The organism is Bacteroidia bacterium, assembly GCA_026932145.1.
Taxonomy (GTDB): domain Bacteria; phylum Bacteroidota; class Bacteroidia; order J057; family JAIXKT01; genus JAIXKT01.
In genome coordinates this window covers 1-24722 of record JAIXKT010000055.1, presented here as the reverse complement: position 1 = coordinate 24722, position 24722 = coordinate 1, and the positions used below count along the sequence as shown (strand labels likewise).

Sequence of the window (24722 nt, the reverse complement as noted above, 5' to 3'; positions counted from 1 at the left end):
TGTAGTTCAGAAAGTATGAAACCTATGATTTCGTTGATGGAGTATTATTGCAATCCAACCCACATGAAACTTTATACGAAACAGAACGCCCGATTACCCTTTAACACTCTTATTGTTTTGCAACAGTTTGTTATATACAACCAATTTTATCTATGGATTATTAATTTTTGTCTTTCATAAATACCATTTGAACTGACGGTTATGATATATACTCCGTTTACTAATTCTCCAACATCCATCATTATTAGGTTTCCTTGAAATTTATCTTTTTTGACTAAGCAACCCGTTAAACTGTAAATACCAATTTCAGTTTCATTATTTGCATTTTTTGTTTTTAAATCTATTGTTATTAACTCACTTGCTGGGTTTGGGTATATTTTTAAATTATTTTTACTACACTCTAAAGCGTTTATTCCTACCGTGTAATTATTGAATAATTTGCAAACAAACATATCTTGCCACATATTGTTACTGGTCAAGGTATCAGAGCCAAAAGCAACACTTGACATAAAACTTCCAGTAATAAAAATACTGTCAGAGGCATCGATGGCAATTGCATTTCCAAAACTAGTACCATAAAAGGGGATATTGTTCGATTCTATATGTTCTAAAAAATTACCAATAGAATTAATTTTAAAAATTATAGCTTGGTTGCCTCCTATAGAATTTCCGACAAGATTATTGTTAAAGTGAATATCACCACCTTCAATTGTACCCGCTAAATAAAGGTTTTCGGTGTTATCAAGAGCAAGACCATTGCCATAATCATTACCTTGGGATCCCAAACTTTTAGCCCAAATATTATTCCCAAGAAGATCAAATTTTGCGACAAACATATCTTGATAATTGTTGGAAGAGGTTATCTGATTATTATCAAATCTTATAGAGTCTCCAGTCCACCAACCTGCCAAATAAACATAATTATCAGAAGTGATAATGCTGTTAGCAGTTATGTTGGTTGTAAATCCGGTAACGGTTCTATCGGCTCCTTTGGCCCACAAGGCATTTCCATTGCTGTTGTACTTCACCAAAAACATATTTCTTAATGAAGCATTATTTGCAACATAAATTGTTTTTGTAGAATTGAAGAATGTAGTATCCAATCCTGACCATCCTGTTAGATATACATTATTGTCATTATCCGTTATAACTGCTTTTGAGTCCCATTCTGAATTAAAGCCATAGCTTGAAGCAGAGCTGAATGTAGCAAAATTGACCCACATAAAGTTTCCGGAATTACTATATTTAACAACAAAATGTTTACCTGTTCCATTATTTGTTAATAGTGTGCCATCAAAGGAAATTGCATTCTTTGCAGCTAAAAGGACATCGCCATTCCCGTCAATTGATACGCCTGCCGTTCCATACGCACCAAAAGCCTTTTTCAACCAAACAAAGTTTCCATTGGAATCATATTTTGCCACAAATGAATAACTGGCATTGTCAAAAACTATCCAAGAACCATCAAAGTTTATGGAATCAGTATTCATATCACCAGCAACAAAAATATTTCCATTCGCATCTGTTGCAGCAGCAACACCATTTGTTGTTTTATACGACGAGGGTGTCATTGGGGTTTTTGCCCATAATACACTACCGGAAGAATTGTATTTTGCAACAAACATAGCACTCGAACTTGAATCTGATTTTGCCAAAGTAATGGAACCAAATGAAATTGAATCACTCATAAATGTGCCCACTACAATAACATTCCCGTTTAAATCTGTTGCTATAGAGTTCCCCGCATCGGTAAAATTTCCCCCCGCTTTTTGTGCCCATAAATAATCAAGGTTTTGAGAATAGCTTCTTGATAAAATTATAGTAAAAAAAACAATTAAAATATATTTTCTCATATTGAACTGACTTAAGCTAATTTTCAATGGTCTTACAGTCCAAAATTTGTATTATTGCGTTGATAACCAAAATACTACAATTTTATGGACTGTAAGTTTGCAAATTTAATAAAAAACGAAATAGAACCCTTTATTTGGCTGTGGTTCAGAAACCTATGATTTCGTTGATGGAGTATTATTGCAATCATAGGTTTCTGGTTTTTTGAAAAAGCAATTAGTGTTATATTAATCGTAAATTGACGGATAAAGTCTTCTGAGTTTTTGCCTTGCATCGTTTGTTGTAAATTGCCAATTGATTTTACCATTTTTGTTGTTTCTGTGTTGTTGCCAAGCCTCTACTTCGCTGACAATATTTTCTATTTTTGCAATATGCCTATTCAAACATTGATGATTTAGAACGTGTAATTCTATTTCTGCCATATTTAGCCAACTTCCGTGTTTAGGAGTATATACAAATTCAAACCTGTCCCAAATTCGTTTTGCTTCCTGCGGTTCAAACATTTCATATAATGCCGATGGGGAATGGGTTTTAAAATTATCCATTACCAAAGTTATCTTCTTCGCTTCCGGATACATTTCATCAGCTATTCTTTTTACAAACATTGCCCAATCTTTTTTGGTTTTTGTCTGCGTTACTTCAACCAAACGTTTGCTTTTCAATGGCTCGTTTGCCATAAATATATTGACAACACCATGTCTGGTGTATTCATAATCTTCCCGCTTTTCATAACCCGGAGTCATGGGAGAATTGTTCTTGCTTTCTATCAATTGCTTTGGTGACTCATCCATGCAAACAACGGGGTTTTCTTCATTGTAAGGTCTTTTATAAACATCCAATACATTTTCCATATGTGCTACAAACTCACTACTTTTTTCCGGTGGAATTACCCAACCTTTTACTTTCCAAGGCTTAAGTTCATTTTTTTTAAAACATTCCCAACCGAAACATAAGATATGCTGTCCACGTAATTCAGCTCTACCATCTTATCTGCTAACAATCGCAAAGACCATTTTGCAAATCCTTTGGGTGGCTCGCTACAGCATAGTGCAACCAATTTAGCTTCCACCTCGCCGTCTATCTTTATTTCATATTTTCGGCTTGTCTGTCTGCGTTCCAGCACTTGCTCGAAACCCTCTTCAATAAATTTTTTCTTAACTCTGTCTATGGTTCGCATCCCTACTTTCAGTACTTTACTAATCTGTTCATTGGTTACTTTGTCAGAATATTCGCCTTCATCGCAGTTTAACAGAATATAAGCAGTACGGAATGTTTGTGAAGTATGGCTTCCTTTATTAATGATTGCCTGAAGTTCCTCTACTTCTTCCTTTGTCAATTTAATCGTGTATCGTATCATTGTTTTTTTGTAAAGATACGAAATATATGCGTCATAACATATTTAACCTAACATTAGTTCTCCTGACAAAACTTCTGTTTCTGGCTTGTAATGAGTTATTTAGACTTGTTTTGTAGATATCTTTGTGCTTCAGCAATGAGAACCAATAACCGCTATTTTAACTTCTGACATAAGACGATAAGATTACTCATTATTACCAAAAACTTCATTATACTTTCTGAACCACAATCATTTGCTCGTACTCCTTATTGAGATAGCTTATGTAATCCAATAAAAAACAGCTCTTTACTTTCCTTTCGGGTGGACTTTGGGCGTAGGATTTCTACTTGTCGAAAACTTTGACGCAGTTCTTCTCGAAAAAGGTTAAAGTCTGGACCGTCAAATAATTTGGCTACAAAGTTGCCGCCGGGTTTTAGCCATTTTTGGGCGCAGGATAGCGCAAGAGTACATAGCTCAAATGAGCGAGATTGGTCGGTTATCTTGACCCCAGTAGTTTTGGGTGCCATGTCGGAAATCACAACATCTACCGGAATTTTTAAGCCGGTATCTAATATCTTTTGCGCAGTAGTTTCCTCCCGAATGTCTGCCACTATAAAATGTGCATTGGGAATTTTAAGGGTTATGGGCGTTAAATCTACGCCTACAATTCGGCCATTTTTTCCAACTAACTGGGCAGCATACTGAGACCACGAACCCGGACTTGCCCCTAAATCCAGCACCGTGTCTCCTATCTCAAATATCCGAAAACGGTTGTGAATTTCCTGAAGTTTGTAAACAGACCGAGCCGCATAATCCTCTGTCTTAGCTCGCTTGAAATAATAATCCTGTGGGTCAAAAGCCATAAACCAACGAAATTACGAAACTTTATACCCCAAAAACAGCTAACACACAACAAAAATAAACTTGCACAAAATCTCAAAAATAATTACCTTTACCGACTTCGCATCCCAAAAGCTGTTTTGATAACATCTAAATCAACAAAAAAACTTATGCTTAAGGTTATTTATAATAAGCTACTTAATTTTTTCCCAGAGTTTTTATTACTTACATCGCTTGTATTACTTTTTTCCCGATGTTCTTCACCAACTACTGAAACGGAATACCAATCAGACCAAACCCAGCCGGCAGTAGGCGATTGTATTTATATTCATCTTTCATCAGACCCCGAAACGTTACACCCAACAAACTACCGTTCAACAGATGCCGGCAATATAACCGCATTAGTATTCCCAAGTTTATACACAATTAACCCGAATAAGCCGGAAGAATTTATCCCTTATTTAGCCCAAAACCCTATTCAAATTTCCGATGACGGCAAAACTTTAACTATAGAAATACGCCCCGAAGCAACTTTTCAGGATGGAAAAAAAATAACTCCAGAAGACATCGAGTTTTCTTTCAAAGTAATAATGCTACCCTTAATCAACTGCCCGCATCTAAGAGACTATTTTGACTTTCTGGAAAACATCACCTTTAAAGCCCAAGATAGCCATAGGGTTCATTTCAGATTTAAAAAACCGTACATTCAGGCAGCATTAGCTATTGCCACGCAAAGTATTTTGCCGGAACATATTTTTGACCCTAAGGGAATCCTTAAAAAATATTCCTACCAAGAAATCCAAAAACTAACTCCCAAACAATTAGAAAATACTGATTTAGTGGAGTTTGCAAGCCAATACAATCGAATTTTGGCTAACAGTAAGGAACTTACGGCTTTCGGGGCAGGCGCATATCACGTAGCAGATTGGATAAGCGGGCAGCGAATTGTGTTAGAAAGAATAACAAATTGGTGGGGAGATAAAATCAGTGAAGAAGCCATAAAATCTTGGCCGCAAAAAATCATTTACCAAATAAGAACGTCCCAAACATCTGCTATTCAGGCAATTAAATCAAAAGAATTAGATATTTATCATGGAATTAAGGCGCGAGATTTTGCCGAAATAAAACAAGATTCTGCTATCTTGAAGCATTATATCTATGCGACTCCTGAAACGTTTAACATGACTTATATCGGTTTTAATACCCGACCACCAAATAACCGAAAGCAGATATTCACAGATATTAAAGTCCGGAAGGCATTCGCACATCTGATTGACGTTGATAAACTGATACAGCATATAAACATGGGTTTTGCCAATAGAATAGTTTCTACGGTTGATCCTAAACATACTACTTATTACAACGATACCTTAAAGCCAATTCAGTTTGATATAGAAAAAGCAAAAGCTCTGATAGAGGAAGCCGGCTGGAAAGACCTGAACCAAGACGGCATTGTAGAAAAAACGATTCAAGGTAAAAATGTACCCTTTGAGGTAGAGTTTTTGCTCAATGCAGGCAATGAAGAGCGTAAAAAAATAGCCTTGGTTCTGCAAGATAATGCTAAAAAAATTGGCATACGCATAAATATTGTGCCGGTAGATTTTGCCGTTTACCAAGAGCGTTTAGCGAAGCATGACTTTGATTTAATGTATAGCGCAATCAGCCGTTCTGCTATCCAGATTGACCTATTTCAGCTATGGCATACCAGCCAATGGAAAAACGGCGGAACTAATTTTACCGGATTTGGAAGCCCGGAATCTGATAATTTATTGGAAAAACTCCAAGAATCTACAAATCTAAATGACAGAGCCAACCTTTTCAAAAAGATACAAGCCTCTATTTATCAGGAACAACCATGTATTTTCTTGACTTCTTCTGTAAACCGAATATTAATTCACAAGCGTTTTCGGAATGTAAAAGTGCATAGTATTGCACCCGGATATTCTCCGGAATTATTCTGGACACCCAAAAACCTAATGCGCTGCGCAGGCAGTTAAAACCATTATCTAAACTTATCATAACTTTCAAAAGTCGGTGGAAAAAGCCATCCAAGATGCACAAGAAGTGCTCCGCATTGAGATAGAAGCGATACAAACTGTTTCTAACCAATTAACAGATAGTTTCGAGTCATTAATAGCCTGCTTATTAAACTGTAAAGGTCGAATTATCGTTACAGGAGTAGGTAAAAGTGGGCATATTGGCCAAAAAGTAGTTGCTACGTTTAACTCGACCGGCACTCCCGCGATGTTTATGCACGCAAACGAAGCCATTCACGGAGATTTAGGAATGGTACTGCCGCCGGATATTGTTATTGTATTGTCTAAAAGTGGTAACACACCGGAAATCAGGAACTTAGTACCTATAATTCGTTCACGTGGCAATATTATTGTTGGGATAGTAGGAAACAAAGAATCCTATTTAGCACAAGTTTCGGATTTTTTAGTAGATGTTTCCGTAACCCAAGAGGCTTGCCCTAATAACTTAGCACCTACTTCTTCTACAACGGCTACCTTAGCTGCCTGTGATGCCATTGCAGTTTGTTTGCTGAAAAGGCGCTCTTTTTCGGCAGAAGAGTTTGCTGCGGTTCACCCCGGCGGATCTTTGGGTAAAAAACTGTATTTACACGTTTCTGATATTATGCGCAACCCATTTCCATCCGTAAAAATAGATGCAGACCTTTCCGAAATTATCTTAACAATAACAAGTGGACGCATGGGAGCTACGGCAGTGCTAAACCCCAATGGAGAATTAGCCGGAATCATTACTGACGGAGACCTCCGCAGAATGTTACAACAAAATACACAACCATTTTACCAAAAAGCCAATACATTAATGACCCCAAACCCACTGACTATAGAAGCTAACCAACTGGCCTACAATGCGTTGCTACACATGGAAAAATATGCTATTATGCAGCTTATTGTTGTTCAGCCCCCGAATATACCCATAGGAATGGTTCATTTACATGATATTATCCGTGAAGGAATACGTTAAAAAACTCTTAATTTTGCTTTTCTATGAACAAAAACCATTATGCGGTTATTATGGCTGGCGGTATTGGCAGCCGTTTTTGGCCAATGAGCCGGAACCTGCACCCCAAACAATTTATTGATGTTTTAGGCACCGGACGCACACTCATTCAAGCAACTTTTGATCGGTTTAGGGAATTCCTTCCCTTAGAAAATATCTATGTGATTACACATATAGATTACACCCAAGATGTTCATACCCAGCTCCCTGAATTACAGCCTTATCAGATTTTATCTGAGCCTGCCCGCCGGAATACAGCACCTTGCATTGCCTATGCAAGCAACAAGATTTACGCCTCTAACCCAGCTGCTACCTTGATTTTTTCCCCAGCAGACCATTTGGTAGTCAATACCACTAAGTTTGCCGAAGTATTGCAAGGCGCATTATCCGTTTGTGAAAAGCAAGACATCATCATGACATTGGGAATATTGCCAACCCGACCGGATACCGGATACGGCTATATCCAGTTCATTGAAACCGAAGACAAAAAGACTAAGTACCATAAAGTAAAGACCTTTACAGAAAAACCTGACTTAGAATTGGCACGCACCTTTTTGCAAACAGGAGAATTTCTCTGGAATAGCGGCATTTTTATTTTCTCTACTAAAAGCATTCTCGCAGCTCTAAAAAACTTCCTGCCAGACCTTCAAAATGATTTTTTGAAAATCAAAAAGCACTACAATACAGATACCGAATACACCAAAATCGTTGATTTATACGAAAAAAGCCCCAATATTTCCATTGATTATGCTGTTATGGAAAAAGCTGCCAATGTTTATGTTACACCCGCAAGTTTTGGTTGGAGCGACCTTGGAACATGGAACTCCTTATATGAACAATCCCCCAAAGATTACCACCAAAATGCTATTCAAGGAAATTTAATCGTTTATGAAAGTACTGGCAATGTCATTAAAATTGATAATAACAAATTAGTTGTTATCAAAGATATTAATGACCTAATTATTGTAGATACCAATGATGTGTTACTTATATGCAGCCGAAACCAAGAGCAATCTATCCGCGATATTGTAGCTGATGTCAGAAAATTAAAGGGTGAACAATACGTTTAAAAACTGCATGATTCAAAAATTGAACGTAAAGTTTAGCCTATGTATTTCCTATCTAATTGTTAATCTGTTTTTTATACTAAATATCCATGCGCAGCCGATTCTTAGCAAAAAATTACAAAAAGAACTGTCTGAGTTTGTTTGGATAGATCAAAAAACAGAAAAACACGTTGTGTTAGGCACTCATTTAGAGCCGGAGCCGGGTTCTAAACCTTTGGATCTCAAGCTACCTGAACATTATGAGCCTATTACAGATACTTTTTTGTTTCAGAGTGCTTTTGTCTCTAAAACGGAGGTTACTGCTGCTCAATATGCTTTATTTCTGAAAGACAGTTTACAATTAGCCAGAAATGATAGCAATGCCATTCGGTTGCTACTGCCTGATTGTAATCCTGAAGTGCTTTTTCCGAATTACTGTATGCCGGAGTCCAATAAACTCATCAAACTTACCCAGTATAGCCAATATCCGGTTGTTTGTGTCAATTATGCCCAAGTGAGTGCTTATTGCACTTGGCTAACGAATCGTTTGAATAGATTGGTTTTATCTGATAAAAATACTCCTGCCTTTTCTTTTGAGGCGCGAATCCCTTCAGATTTAGAATATGAATTTTTAATGGGCAAAGACCTTTCCGCTATTCGGGATAACTGTGGTGCTTTTCCGATAGGTTTGGGAAATAACCCACAACTTACTGAATCAGATGGTTTTATGTTTTTGAATCCTGTACGGGCTTTTCCGGCTAATTCTCTTGGGTTATTTGGTTTGTATGGAAATGCTTCAGAATGGGCACAAGACGATTTGGGGCAGGTTATCGCCAGAGACATCCAAATATACAGAGCAGCCACCAATGAACTCCGAGATAATTCTTTAATTAACATCCCCACACCGGTAGAAGACCCCCAAAACTATGAAGAACTTTACACTCAATTTGATGGTATTAAGGCAGTTAAAGGTGGGTCATATTGCACTACTCCCGCTCGAGCCAATGGTGCTACACGAGGTGCGTGCCCAAGCAATCAAAGTAGATGTTGGTTAGGTTTTAGACCAATAATCAATATCATCCATAATTGAAATTGAACAGTAATAAATCTTCGCTTTTGCCAAAAATAGATTGAACAAAGTTAATATTTAAACCACACAATTATTTTTTGTTGTTAATTTGGAGGTCAAAAGTAGGCTATGATATACGATTTTATTGTTGTAGGTTCTGGGGCAAGCGGCGGGGTAATTGCTCATCATTTGCATCAAAGCGGATCCAAAGTATTGCTCTTGGAGGCAGGTAAGTTTTATCGCAAAGATACTTTTCCGCGCACAGAGGCGGCGTATTCAGCCCAGTTATTTTGGGGTGGAGGCTTAGAATTTGACAAGCACGCTACTACTGCTTTCTTACGCGCACGAGTCGTAGGCGGAACTACCATCGTAAATCAATGTTTATTAGACCGTTTCGATGAAATCGCTTGGCATGACTGGAAAAATCAAACCGGCGTTCCTTACTTTTCTATTCCCGAAATGCTCCCCTACTATGACCGCGTAGAAAGCCTTTTAGACCTCTATACCTTTAAAGAATCAGATAGAAATAGAAACGCGCAGATTTTTTCCCGTGCTTGCACAGAATTGGGCTACGAATGGAAATACCTAAGACGCGGGATGGACGACTGCCAGTTTGAAAACGGTAACGACTGTATCGGATGCTTAGGCGGCTGCCACAGAGATTCTAAGCAAAGCACATTAGTTGCGGCCATCCAAAAGGCAGAAGCAACCGGCCTAACTATCCAACCAGAAACAGAAGTACAGAAAATAGAACATTTCCCGGATAAAGTTCGCTTGTACGTTACCACCCCACAGGGACAATCTGAGCTGAATACCAGACGAGTTGTCTTAGCCGGCGGGAGTTTCGGCACTACCCAAATGCTCCTAAAATCAGGATTTAAACAAAAATTACCGGCATTGGGAAAAAACTTTTGTCAGCATCCACAATATATGTCATTTGGAATCTTCAAAGACCCCGTAGATGCTCATAAAGGCTCTTTTCAAAGCGTCTGTTCCGCTGACCCTAATTTCAGAAAACAAGGCTTCAAGTTAGAAAATGTATTTGCACCGCCAATATCTATTGGGATGCTTTTTAGTGTTTATGGTAAAACTCACCAAGACTTGATGAAAAAATATCGGCATCTCGCCTGCATAGAAGTTGCTGTTCGGGATGAACCAGCCGGAACTATTGACGTTGATAAAAAAGGAAAACTATCTATCAACAAACCACTTACACAACAAGACCAAAATCGGATTAATGCCGGACTTCAAGTAATTGACAAGATTTTTCATCAAGCTGGAGCCGTAGAGATTGTGCGTTCACCATTTTATTTTGGTTTACACCTCATGGGAGGTTGTGCCATCGGAACGGATGTTAGAACGGCAGTAGTAAATCCTGATTTTCAGCTATTTGACTTTCCTAATATTTCAATAGCAGATGCAAGTATTTTCCCTCAAGCTCCCGGAATCAACCCTTCTCTGACAATTATGGCACTCTCCCAACGCTGTGGAGAAATTTTGGAAAAAACAACGTAACTTAATAGCCTGACCTCAAAAAGCAGGCAAAAAAAATAGCAAGAAGAAGTAACTTTAAAATGATAGCTTCAGAAACACAACCTAATAACTTATCTGAAAGTATTTTTGATAATCTTCCGGAGTGTTGATGTTTATCAGGATTCCTTTATCCGGCACATTTACGAAGTATTTTTTTTCGGTAAACAAAACATCTCGAAGTGTTTTTGAATTTGGTGATAGTAAAATCTTGGGAAATAATTCTTGAGAAATAAGAATCGGATGCCCATGAAGGTTATCACAAACCGGAATAAGATAACCCTCTTGAGGTAAATGCTGCATTAGCAAATTAAGGCTTTCTTTGGCAACTAACGGATTATCAATATTTTGAATGAAAGTTGCTTGTGCAGAAACGATTGTCTGGATTCCCAATTTGACTGAGTGCAAGCGCCCTAAATCCGGATCCTCATTAAAGATGAAGGTTATATCTTCAAAAAGAAAATTGTCTGGGATAAGGTTATGGTAGGATTTATTTAAAACTACTACTATTTGAGTTACAGGTAATTCCTTATAAAGTTCAATAAGATGTTCTAAAAAGGTTGTTTTTGCATCAAATGGCAAAAAGGGTTTGGGTTTTTGCATTCGTTCAGATTTTCCGCCGGCCAAAATAATAGCGGCAGTTGGATGCAATGATGAAGTCATTTTGTAGGAATTAAATAGTACCCGATGCTATTGCAAAAAATCAAATAGCTTACTATCCATAAATTAGGTTGTTTTCCTTTGGATTTACTTAGCGAGAATTACCAAGAAGGTTTTCGTTTGTTTAGGAAGTCATTCATACCTTGTTTGGCTTCCGCTGTTGTTCGTGTGTGCGCATTTATTTTGGCTGCAAAAACAGAGGCTTCTGAAAAAGTCATACCATGTAAATCTGCTAACATTCTCTTAGTAAATTCAATAGCTCCCATAGAATTTTCTGTGCTTATTTTGGTTACTAAGTTTTGTACAACTGTGTTTAGGTTTTCCGGCTCGGTTACTTTGCTGATTAGGCCGATTTTTTGGGCTTCTTCTGCCGGTATTGGGTCTGCAATCAGGAGTAATTCACGGCTTTTGGCTTCGCCAATTTTTATCGGTAAAAAAATCATATCTAAGGCCGGAACGTAACCATATTTCACGGAAGAAAATTGAAAATAAGCATTCGGGGTAGCAATAGTGTAATCTGCTAACGATGCTAAGGTAGCTCCAGAGCCAATTGCAGCACCCTGCACCACCGAAATCACCAATTTGTTGTATTTATACAACTTGGTAAATAATTCCAGTAAATAAACTGAGTCTTGAAGGTTTTCATCAAAGCCATATCCTTGCAATTTGCTTAGGTATTCCATGTCTTGGCCGGCACAAAATGTATTTCCGGCAGCATTGACGACCACTACTCGAATGGTTGTATCTGCTTCCGCAAGTTGTAAGGCTTCCTTTAACTCCCGAATCATTACAAAATGCAGCGCATTTCCTTTTTCTGGGCGATTTAGTGTGATAGTGCAGCAATGCTGCTGCACAGAATACAAAATAGTACGAAAATTGCTCATATCAAAGTTGCTTAGTCCTCTAAGCCATAGGATTTTAATTTGCGATAAAGTGTTCTTTCGGAAATACCTAACTCGGCAGCAGCCCGTTTTCGGTTATTTTTAAACTTACTTAGTGCCCGAACGATTAAGTCTTTCTCTTTTTTTTCAATTGATAATGATTCATCTAACTGGCGGCTTTCCGGAATGGGTTGAGTACTGCCTAAGGATTCTGCATTGAATAAATACGGATCGGAATGAATCGTAGAAACAGGATAATCATCTTCATAGTTTTGGTTAGATCTTATCTGCGAAGAAATCATTTTTCGTAATTCGGAAATTTCTTGTTTGATTTCAAAAAGCATCCGTATCAATATTGCATTGGAATCTGCGAAGTGCGTAAATTGGTCTTGTGCGGGAGGGGTACTTAAAGAAACCGGTAAAAATACGTTACTGGACGGTAAATGTTGCTTTAAAGTAAAGGTATCTACTTCTGGGTTAGGCAAAATGACGGTCAGTTTTTCTACAAAGTTTCTCAGTTCTCGGATATTCCCTGGCCAACGGTATTGAAGTAGGCTTGGGATGCTTTCTGGAGTCAGATGAACGGGTTCTCGCCCATATTTGGAGCTAAATTCATGGGCGAAGTACCGGAAGAGGAGTTCTATATCTTTACCTCGTTCGCGTAAAGACGGCACCTGAATGGTAACGGCATTTAGCCGAAAATATAAGTCTTCACGGAACTTCCCTAAGCGTATGGCTTCTACTAAGTTTTTATTGGTGGCGGCTACTACTCGAACGTCTGTTTTTTGGACTTTTGAGCTTCCTACACGTAGGAACTCTCCATTTTCTAATAGCCGTAACAGCCTGGATTGAGTTGCCATTGGCATTTCGGCTATTTCATCTAAAAAAATAACTCCGCCGTTAGCTTCTTCAAAATATCCTTTTCGGGATTCATAAGCCGAGGTAAACGATCCTTTTTCGTGCCCAAATAGCTCAGAATCAATAGTTCCTTCCGGTATAGCTCCGCAATTTATGGCGATAAAGGGCTTTAATCGGCGTTTCCCTAATTGGTGGATTATTTTTGAGAAGACATCTTTTCCTGTTCCGTTTTCGCCTACGACTAACACGGCCACTTCGGTGGGAGCTACTTGCATCGCCATCTCTATTGCAGCCAGCAGCCGGTCGTTTTCTCCTATAATAGAAAACCGCTGCTTAACTTGCTCTAATTTCATATTTTGATAATTGGCTTTTTCGGGATTCTATTTGTTTGTGTTGTTACTGCCTCTCCATTTGATACCGCAGCCGATAGTTTTTGTGGAAGTCGGATTTACCTCAACGCTATCTTGAATTTGCTGGATAGCTGTTTCTACATAGCGGTTTTTTATTTTCTGGTTATTTTGTAGGCTATCATCAATAGCTCCGGTATATTCTACCCCCCAATTTCCGCCGGTATATTTTTGTAAAAGAAAAACGTAGGGCAATTCTTGCACATCATAAGCCTTAGCTATCTCTTGGGTAATATCTTGCAGATAGTAAAAAGAATACTTTTTTTCATTAAAATATTTAACCATATTTTCATAAGAATCTTTGGTATCAATCTTTGGGTCATTTGGGTTAATGGCGATTACAGGAAAGCCTTTGGGGGCATATTTTTTATGCAGTTGGTTGATTCTTTCTTCGTAAGATTTTGAGTATGAGCAACTATTACAGGTAAAAACAAGAATAGCTCCGTTCATATCTTCTAAGGAATACAAAGAAATTGTTTTTCCATCAACGTTTTTAAGTGAAAAAGGTATAGCTGTATTTCCCGGCCCAAGCTGAGCATTTAGGTTTAAGATAGGGAATAAACACAATATTAAAAAGATCTTGTACATCTGTTGAGTTAGTTATGGCAAAGTTAGCAACTCGTATGCTGTTTCAAATAGCAAAATTACTGTTTTAGAATAAACTGGTTCAAACTAATATTCAATAGGCTTACAGCCCAAAATTCATATTATTGCGTTGGCAACCAAAATACTACAACGTTATGGACTGCAAAGTTACAAATTTAACAGGTGCCAAACCGGCTTAAACCAATGTTCAGGTTTTGGTATAGAATGTAGGAAAGCCGTAATTTTGCTGATGAGTTATTATTGCTATCAGGGCATTATGGGTTTCGTTAATTGTAAAGTTAGCTAAATATCTCATCATACTTTCTGAACCACAACCAGATTTCTTAATGAGTCCATCATTTATTTTGTGCAGCACAAAAGACATTATGAACCAATAAGTTTAGAATTTCTATTATCTAATTTCGGAAATAGTATCTTACTTTCGGAGGCGTTGATAGACCTGAATGCTTGTTAATAATACCATAGCGAATAAAAAAATCCCCAATAAGCCCCAAAGTAGGCTTATTGAATCCCGAACGATTACCAACATTACGATTCCGACTAAGAAAACAGTGGCTACTTCATTCCAGATTCTAAGTTGTTTTGAGGTTAAAGAAAAATGACCTTCTTTTTGTTGTTTATAGATATAATGAAGAGTTCCATGATAGGTAAATAACCCAACTATCAGGCATATTTTCAACCAAAGCCAAGTAGGAATATTCTCATAGGTTGATAATAAGGTACTTCCTAAAATGAATGTTAGTATCGCTGAAGGCCAAGTGATGCCCAACCATAAGCGGTTAATCATAATTTGGTACTGATTTCGTAAGATTAATGCTTCTTTTGGGGGCTTATCTTGTGCTTCTCGGTTGTAGATGAATAGGCGTACTACATAAAATAAGCCACTAAACCAAGTTACGACAAAAATCACGTGTAGTGCTTTGATGTAAAGCATTTAGTCGGGATATTCGTAGAATCCTGAGCGTGTTTTTTTCCCAAACTTTCCGGCGTTCACCAATGTTTGCTGAATCCTGCTGGGTCTAAAACGAGGTTCATCAAAAAAACCGCGGTAGATTGACTTTGTAACTTCATGGTTCGTATCAATGCCAATCAAGTCCATCAGCCGAAAAGGCCCCATCCGAAAGTTAGTTCCTTCAAATAGTTTGTCAATAGTTTCCACATTAGCAACTTGTTCTTCTAGAATACGCAGGCTTTCTAAGTAATAAAAGCGGGCTATTCGGTTTACAATAAAGCCGGGGGTATCTGCTGCTATCACTGTTTGTTTTTGTAAAGATTCGGTAAAATTGCGCACTATTTGAACCGTTTCTGGTGTAGTGGCTAAGCTGCGAACTATTTCCACTAACTTCATCAAAGGTGCCGGGTTGAAAAAGTGTAACCCTAAAAAACGCTTTTGGTTGATAAGGCAACTGCCTATCTGAGAAACAGATAACGAAGAAGTGTTTGTCGCAAATATTGTTTCGGTGCTATTAACGGATTCTACGGTTTTGAAAATTTCTTGTTTTATGGCTAATGATTCCGGTGCAGCTTCTATGATTAACTCTCCCACAAGTTCTGTGAGTGTGGTGGTAGTTATCAAATTAGACAAGGCGTTCTGGGCTAATTCTGCCGAAATCTTTCCCAACTGCTGACTTTTGTTGATGTATCCGGTAATTAACTGTTTCCCAGACTCCAATGTTTCGTTATTAATATCATACAAAATAACGTTATATCCTGATAACAAAATGGTTGTTGTGATACCTTGCCCCATAATTCCAGCTCCCGCAACACCAACGGTTTGAATTTTCATATTAATTTTTTGAAATTTTTCTGTTTTGCATACGCTTTCGTTCACGTATTTCTTCTTGTAAATTCAAATTCATATCCAAGATACCCTGAAAATGTTGCAGATGGCTAAACGGAACTTGAACCTGAATACGGTCGTAACCATTTTGCTGGCTGTTTTTTACTAAAAAATTGAAATAGGTAACAGGGTAATCCCGCCTTAGGTAATAATCAGAAATATCTTCCCAGCGTAATAGCTTGTAAGTTACTAATTTATGGCTTAATTTGATTTGTGAAATCACAATTCCCTCGTGGGTAACGTATTGAGTAAACAAATTTTGAACGGAAATATATACTAAAACGCCAGATATAAGTAAGAAAAAGCTATCTAATGCTAATAGCCTGATATTTTCAGCAGGAAGCGAATTAACGATTATGCTTGGAAAATTATCCATAACGGATGTAGCTAACAATCCGGTCGTTATCAGTAATAAAATATTTAGCACCAAAAGTGCGGTGGAAAATAGTACTAAGCCGGAAGGCCACCATTCTAAGGTAACATGTTTGAGTCTGCGCCGTGAATATATTGAAATAACATACAAACCCGGTGCAAATAACAACACTATATTTAATGCTAATATATGTATTAGACCCAATAACATAAGGTAACTATCCGAAAATGACAAAAATACAAAACTTTTAACGCTGCCTAAATATTTTCTAACTAAATTGTCCAATAAACTTGGTGGGCGTTTTGGGTATCAAAATAGCCACTAACCGGAGCGTTACGTATTTACCAAAAACTACTTTTTAGCACTAAAAGTTCTTTGTAAAACAAATAATTCACTACATTTGAGCCATCATTTCTTGCTAAAAAAATTCTATCCATAAAATAATTCATTACTTTATTCGTTAAATATTTACACTCATCATTAGACCGCTACCTATAAGAGCACTTTTACTTAATAGTGTAAAATTTATGTTTCAGATTTACGTATAAACGTAAAAATATGGAAGAACCTTTACGAAAACCTTTAAATCGTAAAGCAATGAAAACAAAGTTAAGTTGGGCAAATCTTTCAGATATTGAATTAGTTCATATTTTGCAACAAGGGGAATGCCGTGCTTTTGATATGTTGATGCACCGCCATCACACATACTTGCGCAGTGTAGCTAAAAAAATTTTACTGGATGCAGCATCTGTAGATGATTTGCTGCAAGAGGGTATGCTAAAAATCTATCAACAGGTTATTTCTGGAAAGTATGCTGATGACGGTAGATTTTTATCGTGGGCAAGCCGTATTATCCGAAATCTGGCTATAGATAAGTATCGAAACCAAAAGAGTAAACAACATCTGTGGGGTAACGAAGACTTGCTTGTAGCTCAAAAGGCTATTCATAGCGATAGTATGCCGGAGGAACAACTTATGTATCAAGAATTAGCAGAAACTATTTCCTGCTTATTAAACCAGCTTCCAAAATCTCAGCGGGAGGTAGTTCACCTGCGCTTTTTTGAAGAACTCTCTTTCCGTGAAATAGCAGAGCAAACAGGCACCAACCTAAATACTACCTTAGGACGGCTGCGTTATGCCTTAAAAAAACTGCGCACTTTATTAGACACTAAAAATGCAGCCTGAAATCTAAAAAACATCCAACTTCTATTAAAGCAATATCCTGAAAAACAGATTGTTAAATTATAGAAGTTGGATGTTAAGTTGTTTAAACTATTTATGAAAAGTAATAAATAGTGTTTCTTATTTGATTAGCCCCAATCCATCCAGAGCAGATTTATCATTGGGGTTTGAAAGCAACACCTTGTTAAATAGAATTTTAGCCTCGTTTAATTTCCCTAAAAAATAGTTTGTCCAAGCACTCATCAGCATAGAGTCATAGTCAAATGGATATAGATTTAGGGATACATCTAAATATTTTTTTGCATTGATAAAGTCTTTGCGGTAGTAATACAAAATTCCCAAAGAATAATTAGCTTTAGCATTTTTGGGATCTAACTTCAAAATAGACAAGTAAATTTGCTCAATATCATTGTAATTTTCGGTTTTGGTATAAGGGTTGATGATTCCCCAAAGAGGTTCTGTTGCCGCAGGCATCAGTTTTGCCGCTTTTTGGTAATATGTAACGGATTCATTGAATAATCCGGCTAAATAGCTAAGCCAAGCAAGACGTAAGTTGAGTTCGTAAGACGATTCGGTGTAGTGTGCAGAAAGTTCGGCAATAGCTCCTTTGTAATTATGTGCAGATTCTTGAGTATAACTTTTGCTAAATGCCTGATGTAGAATAGCTTGGTCTTGTCCAAAAACAACTAAAGGCATTGCTAACAGACAGAATACAGAAATTTTTCTTACAGTTTCCATGTTATTGAAATTGAAAAAATGTGGTTATTGAAATTAAAATTTGGTCGTTGAATAATATTTTCTCGGGTAACTTGAAAGTAGTTCCCTTCCCGTAATTGAAATCTATACAATAAGTTGATTATAAACCGATTGAGATAATATCGTAAATCAAACCCGATGGTGCTGCGAACTATTCCAAGCGTATTATAGGTTAGAAACCCCATCGCAGCCAGATAGTTTTGATGGTTTCCGTAGCTGCCATTGATTTCATACCAGAGCTTGTTGGTTATTTTTCCACCGATAGATTGAGATATAACAAACTGATTTAAAGAATCTTGCTTGATTAATGTGAAGGTAGTTGTGCCGTAAAAATGGGTATTTCCAAGTGGAAAATAAGTAATAGAGGTTTCTCCCTGCAAAAAGAGTTTCTGGTTAAAATTTGCAACTGCAATTTCCAATAAAGGAGCGCAGTACGGAAGGCGTTTGCTCACGCCAAATACTCCGGCAAAACAATCTGACCAAAAACCTTGATAAAAAACTTTTGTTTTGGGAAAAGTATCCGGAGATACAGGATTCGTCGTTTCAAATTGATACAAAGAATATGTCTGTCTATAAAAGCCCGCCCCCAAATAAGTTTTCCAACCACGATTAAAAGCATAAGATAACATTCCGTTATACTGAATATTTAAGTTATTACCCGTTTGGGCATAATGAAACGTTGGCGCAATTGTGCGCCCAAGAGTTGTAGTACTAAAACACTGGATTGCATGAAACATTCTAAGTCCTTTATTATGAACGCTTTGTATTTCTAAGCGTCCGAAAATAGCTTTACCGGAAAAATATCCTTCTGCATAGGCATTTTGCTGCAAAATATCTTTTGCTGCAAAGTTGTGGTCATTATTGGTAGTCAGATAGCCGCCGCCGATGGTAATCTGCCGGATACCCGAAGGACGATAGTTTAGCTTTTGTTGCAGACTTATTGATGACTTACAGAGCAAAATATTTGCCGATTCCGGCTGATTCGTAAAGAGATATGTAAAATACAAGTATTCCTGTAAAACTGAATCAGCATCGTTAAATTGGTATGCTCGTTCAAAATGCTGTTGAGCAACTTCATAGTTCTTTTCCTGATAATAAATCATTCCCAAACGCATTCTCAAAAAATAAAAATCATCACCTCTTTTAATGTATTCATTTCCAATGATTTTTAAGGAGTCATACTTTCCTTGCACAAAAAGATTGTACGTTTGATAATCAACATCTAAGAGGTTTTGACTAAATCCATTAAAAACGATAGCTGCAAAACTGGCTAATAAAAGCCCTACTTTTGCTACAACAATCAAGCAACGCATAAATAATTGATTGTTTGATGTTTTTTTAAAATAGAAAAGTGCTGGATTCTTTTTTCGTACAAAGAGATTTTGTAGGAAACTGAATTTGTTTTTTTACCCCAAAATCGGGTATTTATGTGGCTTAAAATCGCTAAGTTAGCCGGTGAATGTTGATTATCTACTGTCGAGATTCGGCTTTCATAAGCAGCCTTAACGAACAGGTAAAACGGAGCTAAGAAATCTTGTATCCACTGAACCCAAATGCTGCTGAAATGAATTAAGGGAATTTGGTCTGTGAGGGTAACTTTGGGATAACAACCCAGCAATACGCGAAAAGCCGCTAAGTAAAATTGAAATAACAATGAGTTTCTATCTCCCTCAAAGTCAGTAAAATAAAACATTGTTGCATCATTTATGAAATAGGCTACGGATTTGGTTTCGGTGCAGAATAAGTAACTTCGGTTGAAAGCGTCTGTCATCACCTCCCAAACGGTGAGTTCTTGAGTGTTTTCTTTCAAAAAAGCAATTTTTTTACCGGGTTTGAAATCAAAACTTGCCGTGAGTAGTTCAGCCGGTAGAACATTACTGATGGTTGTATGTAGCTTTGGTACTTCAAAAGTGTGTAATGTTTCTTGGTCATTTTTATCTTTTTCGACAAAATAAGCCACCGGATAAGGGAGTGTTTTTGCACCAACCAATGGAATTGTTTGTAGCTGAAAATGGATATGTGGTTCCGGTGAACGCCCGCTATTTCCACAAGCCGCTATGATTGTGCCCCGAGTAACATAATCCCCAATAGAAACCAAAAATGAATCTTTTTTAAGGTGGCTGATCTGTGAATATAACCCATTCAAGTGATTGATAATAATAGTATTACCCCAATTTTGTTCTGTATTCACTCCAGCAATGTCATTCTCTTCAACGTAATTGTGAATGTCATAAACATAGCCATCCAAAGGAGCTAAAACCGGTTTGTTGTAGCAATAATAGTCTTCCCGATTAACTCCCGCTCTGTAATAACTCTTTTGTTCATCATCTTGAATCATAAAATCTAAGGCGTAGCTCCAATCACCTAAGTGGGTAAGAGAACCATTATATCCTTGACTAACAGACCATTCTCCAAAAAACGGTAAGGAAATTTTAGCATAACCAACATTTTTTAGACGCTGTAATGAAGAAAGATATTTATAGATTGTTTTCTCTGCATGGTAATATTGAACTGTAACCAAATGCAAAAACTGATGAAACCAACGGTGTAATAATGCAAACAAAAATAGGATAGTGAGTGCAGAAAAGGCTACTGTAAAGGCTTTTAGTTGAAAAACTTCCAGCACTTTTCCGGAGCTAATTACCAGCATCATTAAAACCGGTGTTAGAATAATCACCGCTAAATAACTCCCAATATTTGGCACAAGATAAAAACAGCCTACGGCTATTCCCCAAAAAATAAAATTGGAGCCGCTTAAACCATAAATAAAATCTAATAACGGAACACCTAATAATTGATAACAAACGATTGCCGTTGAGAAGCCTATTACCGCTAACGAAAACGCAATCCTTGAGTGATACAATAGCCCCAAAGCTATCAATAAGCCTCCCAAAATAGAATCTACAAAAAATACGGACGATAACGTCCGCAAAAAAACAGCTACAAATAACGGTAAAGAATTAGCATCTAAGCTGTGAACTAACTGATACCAAGCATATTCCTGCATCCTTGAATGTTCATTAATTGCATAAACGGCTTGGTCGCTCCATACCAAAGACGACATATTGCCCGCCGAGAGAGAAACGAGCCAATAGGTCGCCAAAAAAGGTAAACTCACAAAAGGCAAATGATAAACCTGCAAAAAACCTTTTATCACAGCCGTCATCAGCAGCAAAATAACGATTGATATGATAAAGAAGAAGCAGAATGTGAGTGTAAAGTCAAACTGATGCGCTAAGGCTAAGCCTAACAACAAGGCATTGAAACCAAAAATACCTTCCCGAATTTCTGTTTGGTTGAAACCTAAGCGCTGTGCCAAAAAATTGGCTAACAAAACACCTGATAAACCGGCTAAACCTTGTGTTGGTACAAATAAAGTTACCAATAAAATTATTCCAGAAAAAACCGGATTTAATGAAAAAAATATCTGGCCGTAACTATTTAGGGTTGATTCAAGCCATAAAGAAATCTGCTTCAGCATAAATATCTCAATTTAGTAAACAGGTTATTTTTTTCAATATGTTATTTATTGATAATCAGATAAATGTATAGATTCTGGTTTTATGATTAAGCTAATGAAATATCCTGTAAATGGTCAGGAGTTTGTTCATATCGCAGCATTGTTTCTAAGGATTCATTTTCCCTGATGATGTGTACTTTTCCTTCTCTGTCAATCAGCACGATTTTGGGGCGCATTTGGATGAATTGCATCCACTGGGTCATATTGTAAGCACCTACTTTGTGCACAACAACGTGGTCTCCCTTGTTCAGTAACGGAAGGTTAATGTTTTCCCGCACACAATCTATGTTCATACACAAAGGTCCGTAAAGAATCATGTCTTCAGTGTGGTGTGAAAATTCTTTGGATACAGAAATCTTATGGTCATACCAGAAAGAAGTAAAGAGCAGATTTACCCCGAAGTCCAAGATAGTTGCTCTCCTGCCGTCGCTTAAACGTTTGGTCGCAATAACGGTTCCCAGCAGCCAAGCGGCATCATCAATTAATGCCCTTCCAGTTTCTAAAAATAAGGTTGGTAGGTCTTCCTGCTTAAATCCGGCATTCAATATTGCTGTTGTGATAGCTTCTGCGTAGTCGTCAATAGAGGGAACAACATCAGCACCTTGCAGGTAAGAACCTTTTAGGGTGTTTTCGGAAGCAAATCCTCCTCCTAAATCTAAGTATTGGATAACTTTTCCGTATTTAAGTTTGATATGGTGTGCTAAGTCAGCTAATTTATAGGCAGCGGTAGCGTATGCTTGCGCACTCAGCATATATGTTCCGATATGGCAATGCAAGCCCACCAATTCCATTCCCGGCTGGGACATGATTTTGGTAATTGCGTTCCACGCCTGCCCATTTTCGTAGTTAAAGCCAAACCTATCCCACATGGGGTAAATTCCGGTATCCATATTTACCCGGATAGCTACCCGAGCATGAAGATCCTCTGTTTGCAAAATCTCTACAAGTTGATACAATTCATCGTAATGGTCAATGTGGATGAGCGAATCATTTTCTGCAGCAAATTTTAGGTCAGCCTCTGTTTTATCAGGGCCATTGAATATAATTTTATTTCCCGGAACACCATTTGCAAGGGCTTTCCGGTATTCAAAAATAGAAACAACTTCTGCCCAAGAACCTTCTTGATGAAATGTTTTGCAGACAGCATTCAGGTAATTGGTTTTATAGCTCCAAGCAAATTGTACTTTGGGGTAGCGGGTTTTAAAAGCTCGATTCGCTTGCTGGTAATTTCTGCGAATTTGTCTTTCCGAAATCACAAAAAGCGGTGAACCATAATCGGTTAATAGTTTGTTTACCGCAACTCCGTCAATATGAGTTACCGGAAAAAACTCCGTTTTAGTGCCAAACTTGTTCATAATACCGGCGTTTAGCTTCTGAATGACCGGACGTTCATAGGATTTCTTGCTCATAATAGTTGTCTTTGTTAGAAAAAATAATTTTATAATTCTCCGAATGTAGATATTTTCTCAAATTCACTCAATGATACAATTTGGTCAAAACTGTATCGGATAAATAATTTTCCGCTTTCATAATTTGCAAATGGTTCCACGTTTTGCTCTAAGGCCATTTTAACGAGTGCTTCCGGGTGATTTTGGCCGCAGCCTACGGCTAAATAAATCCATGCCGGAAAACGGGGATTCATTTCTAATAGATAATATTCACCGGCTTGTGTCTTGATGAACTCCAGCTCACAGCCGCCTTTCCAGCAGGAGTTTGCAATAACTCGATTGGTAATCTCGATAAGTTGCTCGTCTTCTAAGGAAATGCCTGCCCAAGCTTTTCCCTTGTCAGTAATATACAATTTACGCATAGGCACTGCGCCGATACATTTTCCCGTACCATTACCAATGGCTGTAACATTCACTTCATTACCGGAAACAAATTCTTGGATAATGATAGGAAGCCCCCACTTAGCGCTGATTTTGTGGAAATAGCTAATAGCCTGCTCCATTGTTGCAGCAATATGCGCATCATAAAACTTTCCCTTAACGACAATCGGAAAAGAAAATTCATACGCAAGTGCGGTAATTTCTGCCGGAGAAAATACCATACGGGACTTGGGTACTTTAATTTTGTTGGCTACACCAAATTCATACAGCACCGATTTATGCCGAGATTCAAATTGCTCTTGGGTAGGCAGAAACGTAGCTATTCCAAATTCAGCCTTTAGCTGCGGAGCTAACCGAATAAAACTGTGTAACTCCGCATCAAAATTGGGAATAATAACATCTAACTGCTCTTTTTCATGAATGTAGCTCAAACGTTGTAATAAACTTGCCGTTCCGGTACCCGGAAGCGGTATGGAATACGACTTATCAACCAAATCGTGCATATACAGCCCCGGCTCTAAGGTTTCATAGCTCAACCCAATAATCCGAACCTCAAAATGTGAACTTTCCTTTAAAGCCCGAATTACCGGAATACCCGGCCCAGGACTGTCAATGTTATTTAAGCCAGTAACTCCTACGGTGATTTTTTGCTTACTCATTTTTTAATAGATAATGAGCCGTTAGCATCTGAATAAAATCTTGTAAGTCTTTTTCTAAGGTAGATTTATCTACCAAATAATCCTCCAAGAGTTTTTGGATAATCTCTTCCTTATCTTTATTCTCTTTCAGCATTTGAATAATCTCGCCTCCAATAGTATTGGTAGAAAAAGAGTCCCCAGTGCTTGGGTTAAAAATAAACCCCGAGTCACTAACCGCTATATTTTTATTTAACTGCATGATTCTTTATTTTGGATATACAAAGTTGCACTGAATATAAATATATGTAGCTAAAAAATCGGAGAACACACCGAGTATGTCGGTTTATCGGTAAAAAGGTCAAATGTATCGGTATAAAATTTGACTTTGAAATCAGACTTTCGAGAGACTTTCCAGTGTTTTTAGAGCTTTCTTTTTATTTTTTTTAATTTTTTTCTTTGTGTATCATTGG

23 protein-coding genes are annotated in these 24722 nt (G+C 37.5%); 6 read left to right on the top strand and 17 right to left on the bottom strand.

The window, feature by feature from the left end; translation table 11 throughout:
* Positions 1-146: 146 nt before the first annotated feature.
* The 3 genes from LC115_12835 to LC115_12825 form a co-directional block, all read right to left on the bottom strand.
* Positions 147-1853, bottom strand: coding sequence for a T9SS type A sorting domain-containing protein (locus LC115_12835; GenBank protein MCZ2357553.1), 1707 nt, complete (start codon positions 1851-1853; stop codon positions 147-149).
* 225 nt (positions 1854-2078) lie between these two features.
* Positions 2079-3208, bottom strand: a protein-coding gene (locus tag LC115_12830) for an IS630 family transposase (GenBank protein MCZ2357552.1) whose coding sequence is annotated in 2 segments (ribosomal slippage) — positions 2079-2791 and positions 2791-3208 — 1131 coding nt in all. Because the reading frame shifts where the segments join, the coding sequence is not laid out codon by codon here.
* Positions 3209-3453: 245 nt separating this feature from the next.
* Entirely contained in the window at positions 3454-4050 is a 597-nt protein-coding gene (locus LC115_12825) for an RlmE family RNA methyltransferase (GenBank protein ID MCZ2357551.1), read from the bottom strand.
* Between the two features lie 147 nt (positions 4051-4197).
* Here LC115_12825 and LC115_12820 point away from each other — a divergent pair, with 147 nt between their 5' ends.
* The 5 genes from LC115_12820 to LC115_12800 all read left to right on the top strand — a co-directional run bounded on the left by LC115_12820 (position 4198) and on the right by LC115_12800 (position 10687).
* Positions 4198-6024 carry an ABC transporter substrate-binding protein gene (locus tag LC115_12820; GenBank protein MCZ2357550.1) on the top strand — a complete coding sequence of 609 codons (1827 nt, stop codon included), beginning with the start codon at positions 4198-4200 and terminating at the stop codon, positions 6022-6024.
* Between the two features lie 37 nt (positions 6025-6061).
* The gene (locus tag LC115_12815; GenBank protein MCZ2357549.1) at positions 6062-7021 is read left to right on the top strand and encodes a KpsF/GutQ family sugar-phosphate isomerase; all 960 of its coding nucleotides are present in this window, start codon (positions 6062-6064) and stop codon (positions 7019-7021) included.
* Positions 7022-7044: 23 nt separating this feature from the next.
* Positions 7045-8127: a mannose-1-phosphate guanylyltransferase gene (locus tag LC115_12810; protein MCZ2357548.1), complete on the top strand. Its 1083-nt coding sequence runs from the start codon at positions 7045-7047 to the stop codon at positions 8125-8127.
* Positions 8128-8134: 7 nt separating this feature from the next.
* Positions 8135-9193: a formylglycine-generating enzyme family protein gene (locus LC115_12805; GenBank protein MCZ2357547.1), complete on the top strand. Its 1059-nt coding sequence runs from the start codon at positions 8135-8137 to the stop codon at positions 9191-9193.
* A gap of 108 nt (positions 9194-9301) precedes the next feature.
* A complete protein-coding gene (locus LC115_12800; protein ID MCZ2357546.1) occupies positions 9302-10687 on the top strand; it encodes a GMC family oxidoreductase in 1386 nt (461 codons plus the stop codon).
* A gap of 81 nt (positions 10688-10768) precedes the next feature.
* Here the strand turns inward: LC115_12800 and LC115_12795 are convergent, their stop codons facing one another.
* The 8 genes from LC115_12795 to LC115_12760 all read right to left on the bottom strand — a co-directional run bounded on the left by LC115_12795 (position 10769) and on the right by LC115_12760 (position 16498).
* Positions 10769-11365, bottom strand: coding sequence for a nucleotidyltransferase family protein (locus LC115_12795; GenBank protein MCZ2357545.1), 597 nt, complete (start codon positions 11363-11365; stop codon positions 10769-10771).
* A gap of 98 nt (positions 11366-11463) precedes the next feature.
* Positions 11464-12246 carry an enoyl-CoA hydratase/isomerase family protein gene (locus tag LC115_12790; GenBank protein MCZ2357544.1) on the bottom strand — a complete coding sequence of 261 codons (783 nt, stop codon included), beginning with the start codon at positions 12244-12246 and terminating at the stop codon, positions 11464-11466.
* Positions 12247-12257: 11 nt separating this feature from the next.
* A complete protein-coding gene (locus LC115_12785) occupies positions 12258-13454 on the bottom strand; it encodes a sigma-54 dependent transcriptional regulator (GenBank protein ID MCZ2357543.1) in 1197 nt (398 codons plus the stop codon).
* 27 nt (positions 13455-13481) lie between these two features.
* Positions 13482-14096 (bottom strand): thioredoxin family protein, encoded by a 615-nt coding sequence (locus LC115_12780; protein ID MCZ2357542.1) that lies wholly within the window; start codon positions 14094-14096, stop codon positions 13482-13484.
* A gap of 205 nt (positions 14097-14301) precedes the next feature.
* Positions 14302-14478, bottom strand: coding sequence for a hypothetical protein (locus LC115_12775; protein ID MCZ2357541.1), 177 nt, complete (start codon positions 14476-14478; stop codon positions 14302-14304).
* Between the two features lie 51 nt (positions 14479-14529).
* Entirely contained in the window at positions 14530-15048 is a 519-nt protein-coding gene (locus tag LC115_12770) for a CopD family protein (GenBank protein ID MCZ2357540.1), read from the bottom strand.
* Complete coding sequence (locus tag LC115_12765; protein MCZ2357539.1) at positions 15049-15900, bottom strand: 3-hydroxybutyryl-CoA dehydrogenase; 852 nt, start codon at positions 15898-15900, stop codon at positions 15049-15051.
* 1 nt (position 15901) lies between these two features.
* Positions 15902-16498 carry a hypothetical protein gene (locus LC115_12760; GenBank protein ID MCZ2357538.1) on the bottom strand — a complete coding sequence of 199 codons (597 nt, stop codon included), beginning with the start codon at positions 16496-16498 and terminating at the stop codon, positions 15902-15904.
* A 426-nt stretch (positions 16499-16924) separates the two neighbouring features.
* Between LC115_12760 and LC115_12755 the strand changes: the two genes are divergently transcribed.
* Entirely contained in the window at positions 16925-17512 is a 588-nt protein-coding gene (locus LC115_12755; GenBank protein MCZ2357537.1) for an RNA polymerase sigma factor, read from the top strand.
* Positions 17513-17629: 117 nt separating this feature from the next.
* On the opposite strand, the gene LC115_12750 is transcribed toward LC115_12755, so the two are convergent.
* From LC115_12750 to LC115_12725, 6 genes are all read right to left on the bottom strand, one after another.
* Positions 17630-18247, bottom strand: coding sequence for a tetratricopeptide repeat protein (locus LC115_12750; protein MCZ2357536.1), 618 nt, complete (start codon positions 18245-18247; stop codon positions 17630-17632).
* Positions 18235-19578, bottom strand: a complete 1344-nt coding sequence (locus tag LC115_12745; GenBank protein ID MCZ2357535.1) for a hypothetical protein — start codon at positions 19576-19578, stop codon at positions 18235-18237. The genes LC115_12750 and LC115_12745 overlap by 13 nt, the downstream gene beginning before the upstream one ends.
* A complete protein-coding gene (locus LC115_12740; protein ID MCZ2357534.1) occupies positions 19566-21746 on the bottom strand; it encodes an urea transporter in 2181 nt (726 codons plus the stop codon). Before LC115_12740 ends, LC115_12745 begins: the two co-directional genes overlap by 13 nt.
* An 86-nt stretch (positions 21747-21832) precedes the next feature.
* Positions 21833-23194 (bottom strand): alanine racemase, encoded by a 1362-nt coding sequence (locus LC115_12735; protein MCZ2357533.1) that lies wholly within the window; start codon positions 23192-23194, stop codon positions 21833-21835.
* Positions 23195-23223: 29 nt separating this feature from the next.
* Positions 23224-24273 carry an ATP-grasp domain-containing protein gene (locus tag LC115_12730; protein ID MCZ2357532.1) on the bottom strand — a complete coding sequence of 350 codons (1050 nt, stop codon included), beginning with the start codon at positions 24271-24273 and terminating at the stop codon, positions 23224-23226.
* Positions 24266-24511 carry a PqqD family protein gene (locus tag LC115_12725; GenBank protein MCZ2357531.1) on the bottom strand — a complete coding sequence of 82 codons (246 nt, stop codon included), beginning with the start codon at positions 24509-24511 and terminating at the stop codon, positions 24266-24268. The genes LC115_12730 and LC115_12725 overlap by 8 nt, the downstream gene beginning before the upstream one ends.
* Between the last annotated feature and the right edge of the window lie 211 nt (positions 24512-24722).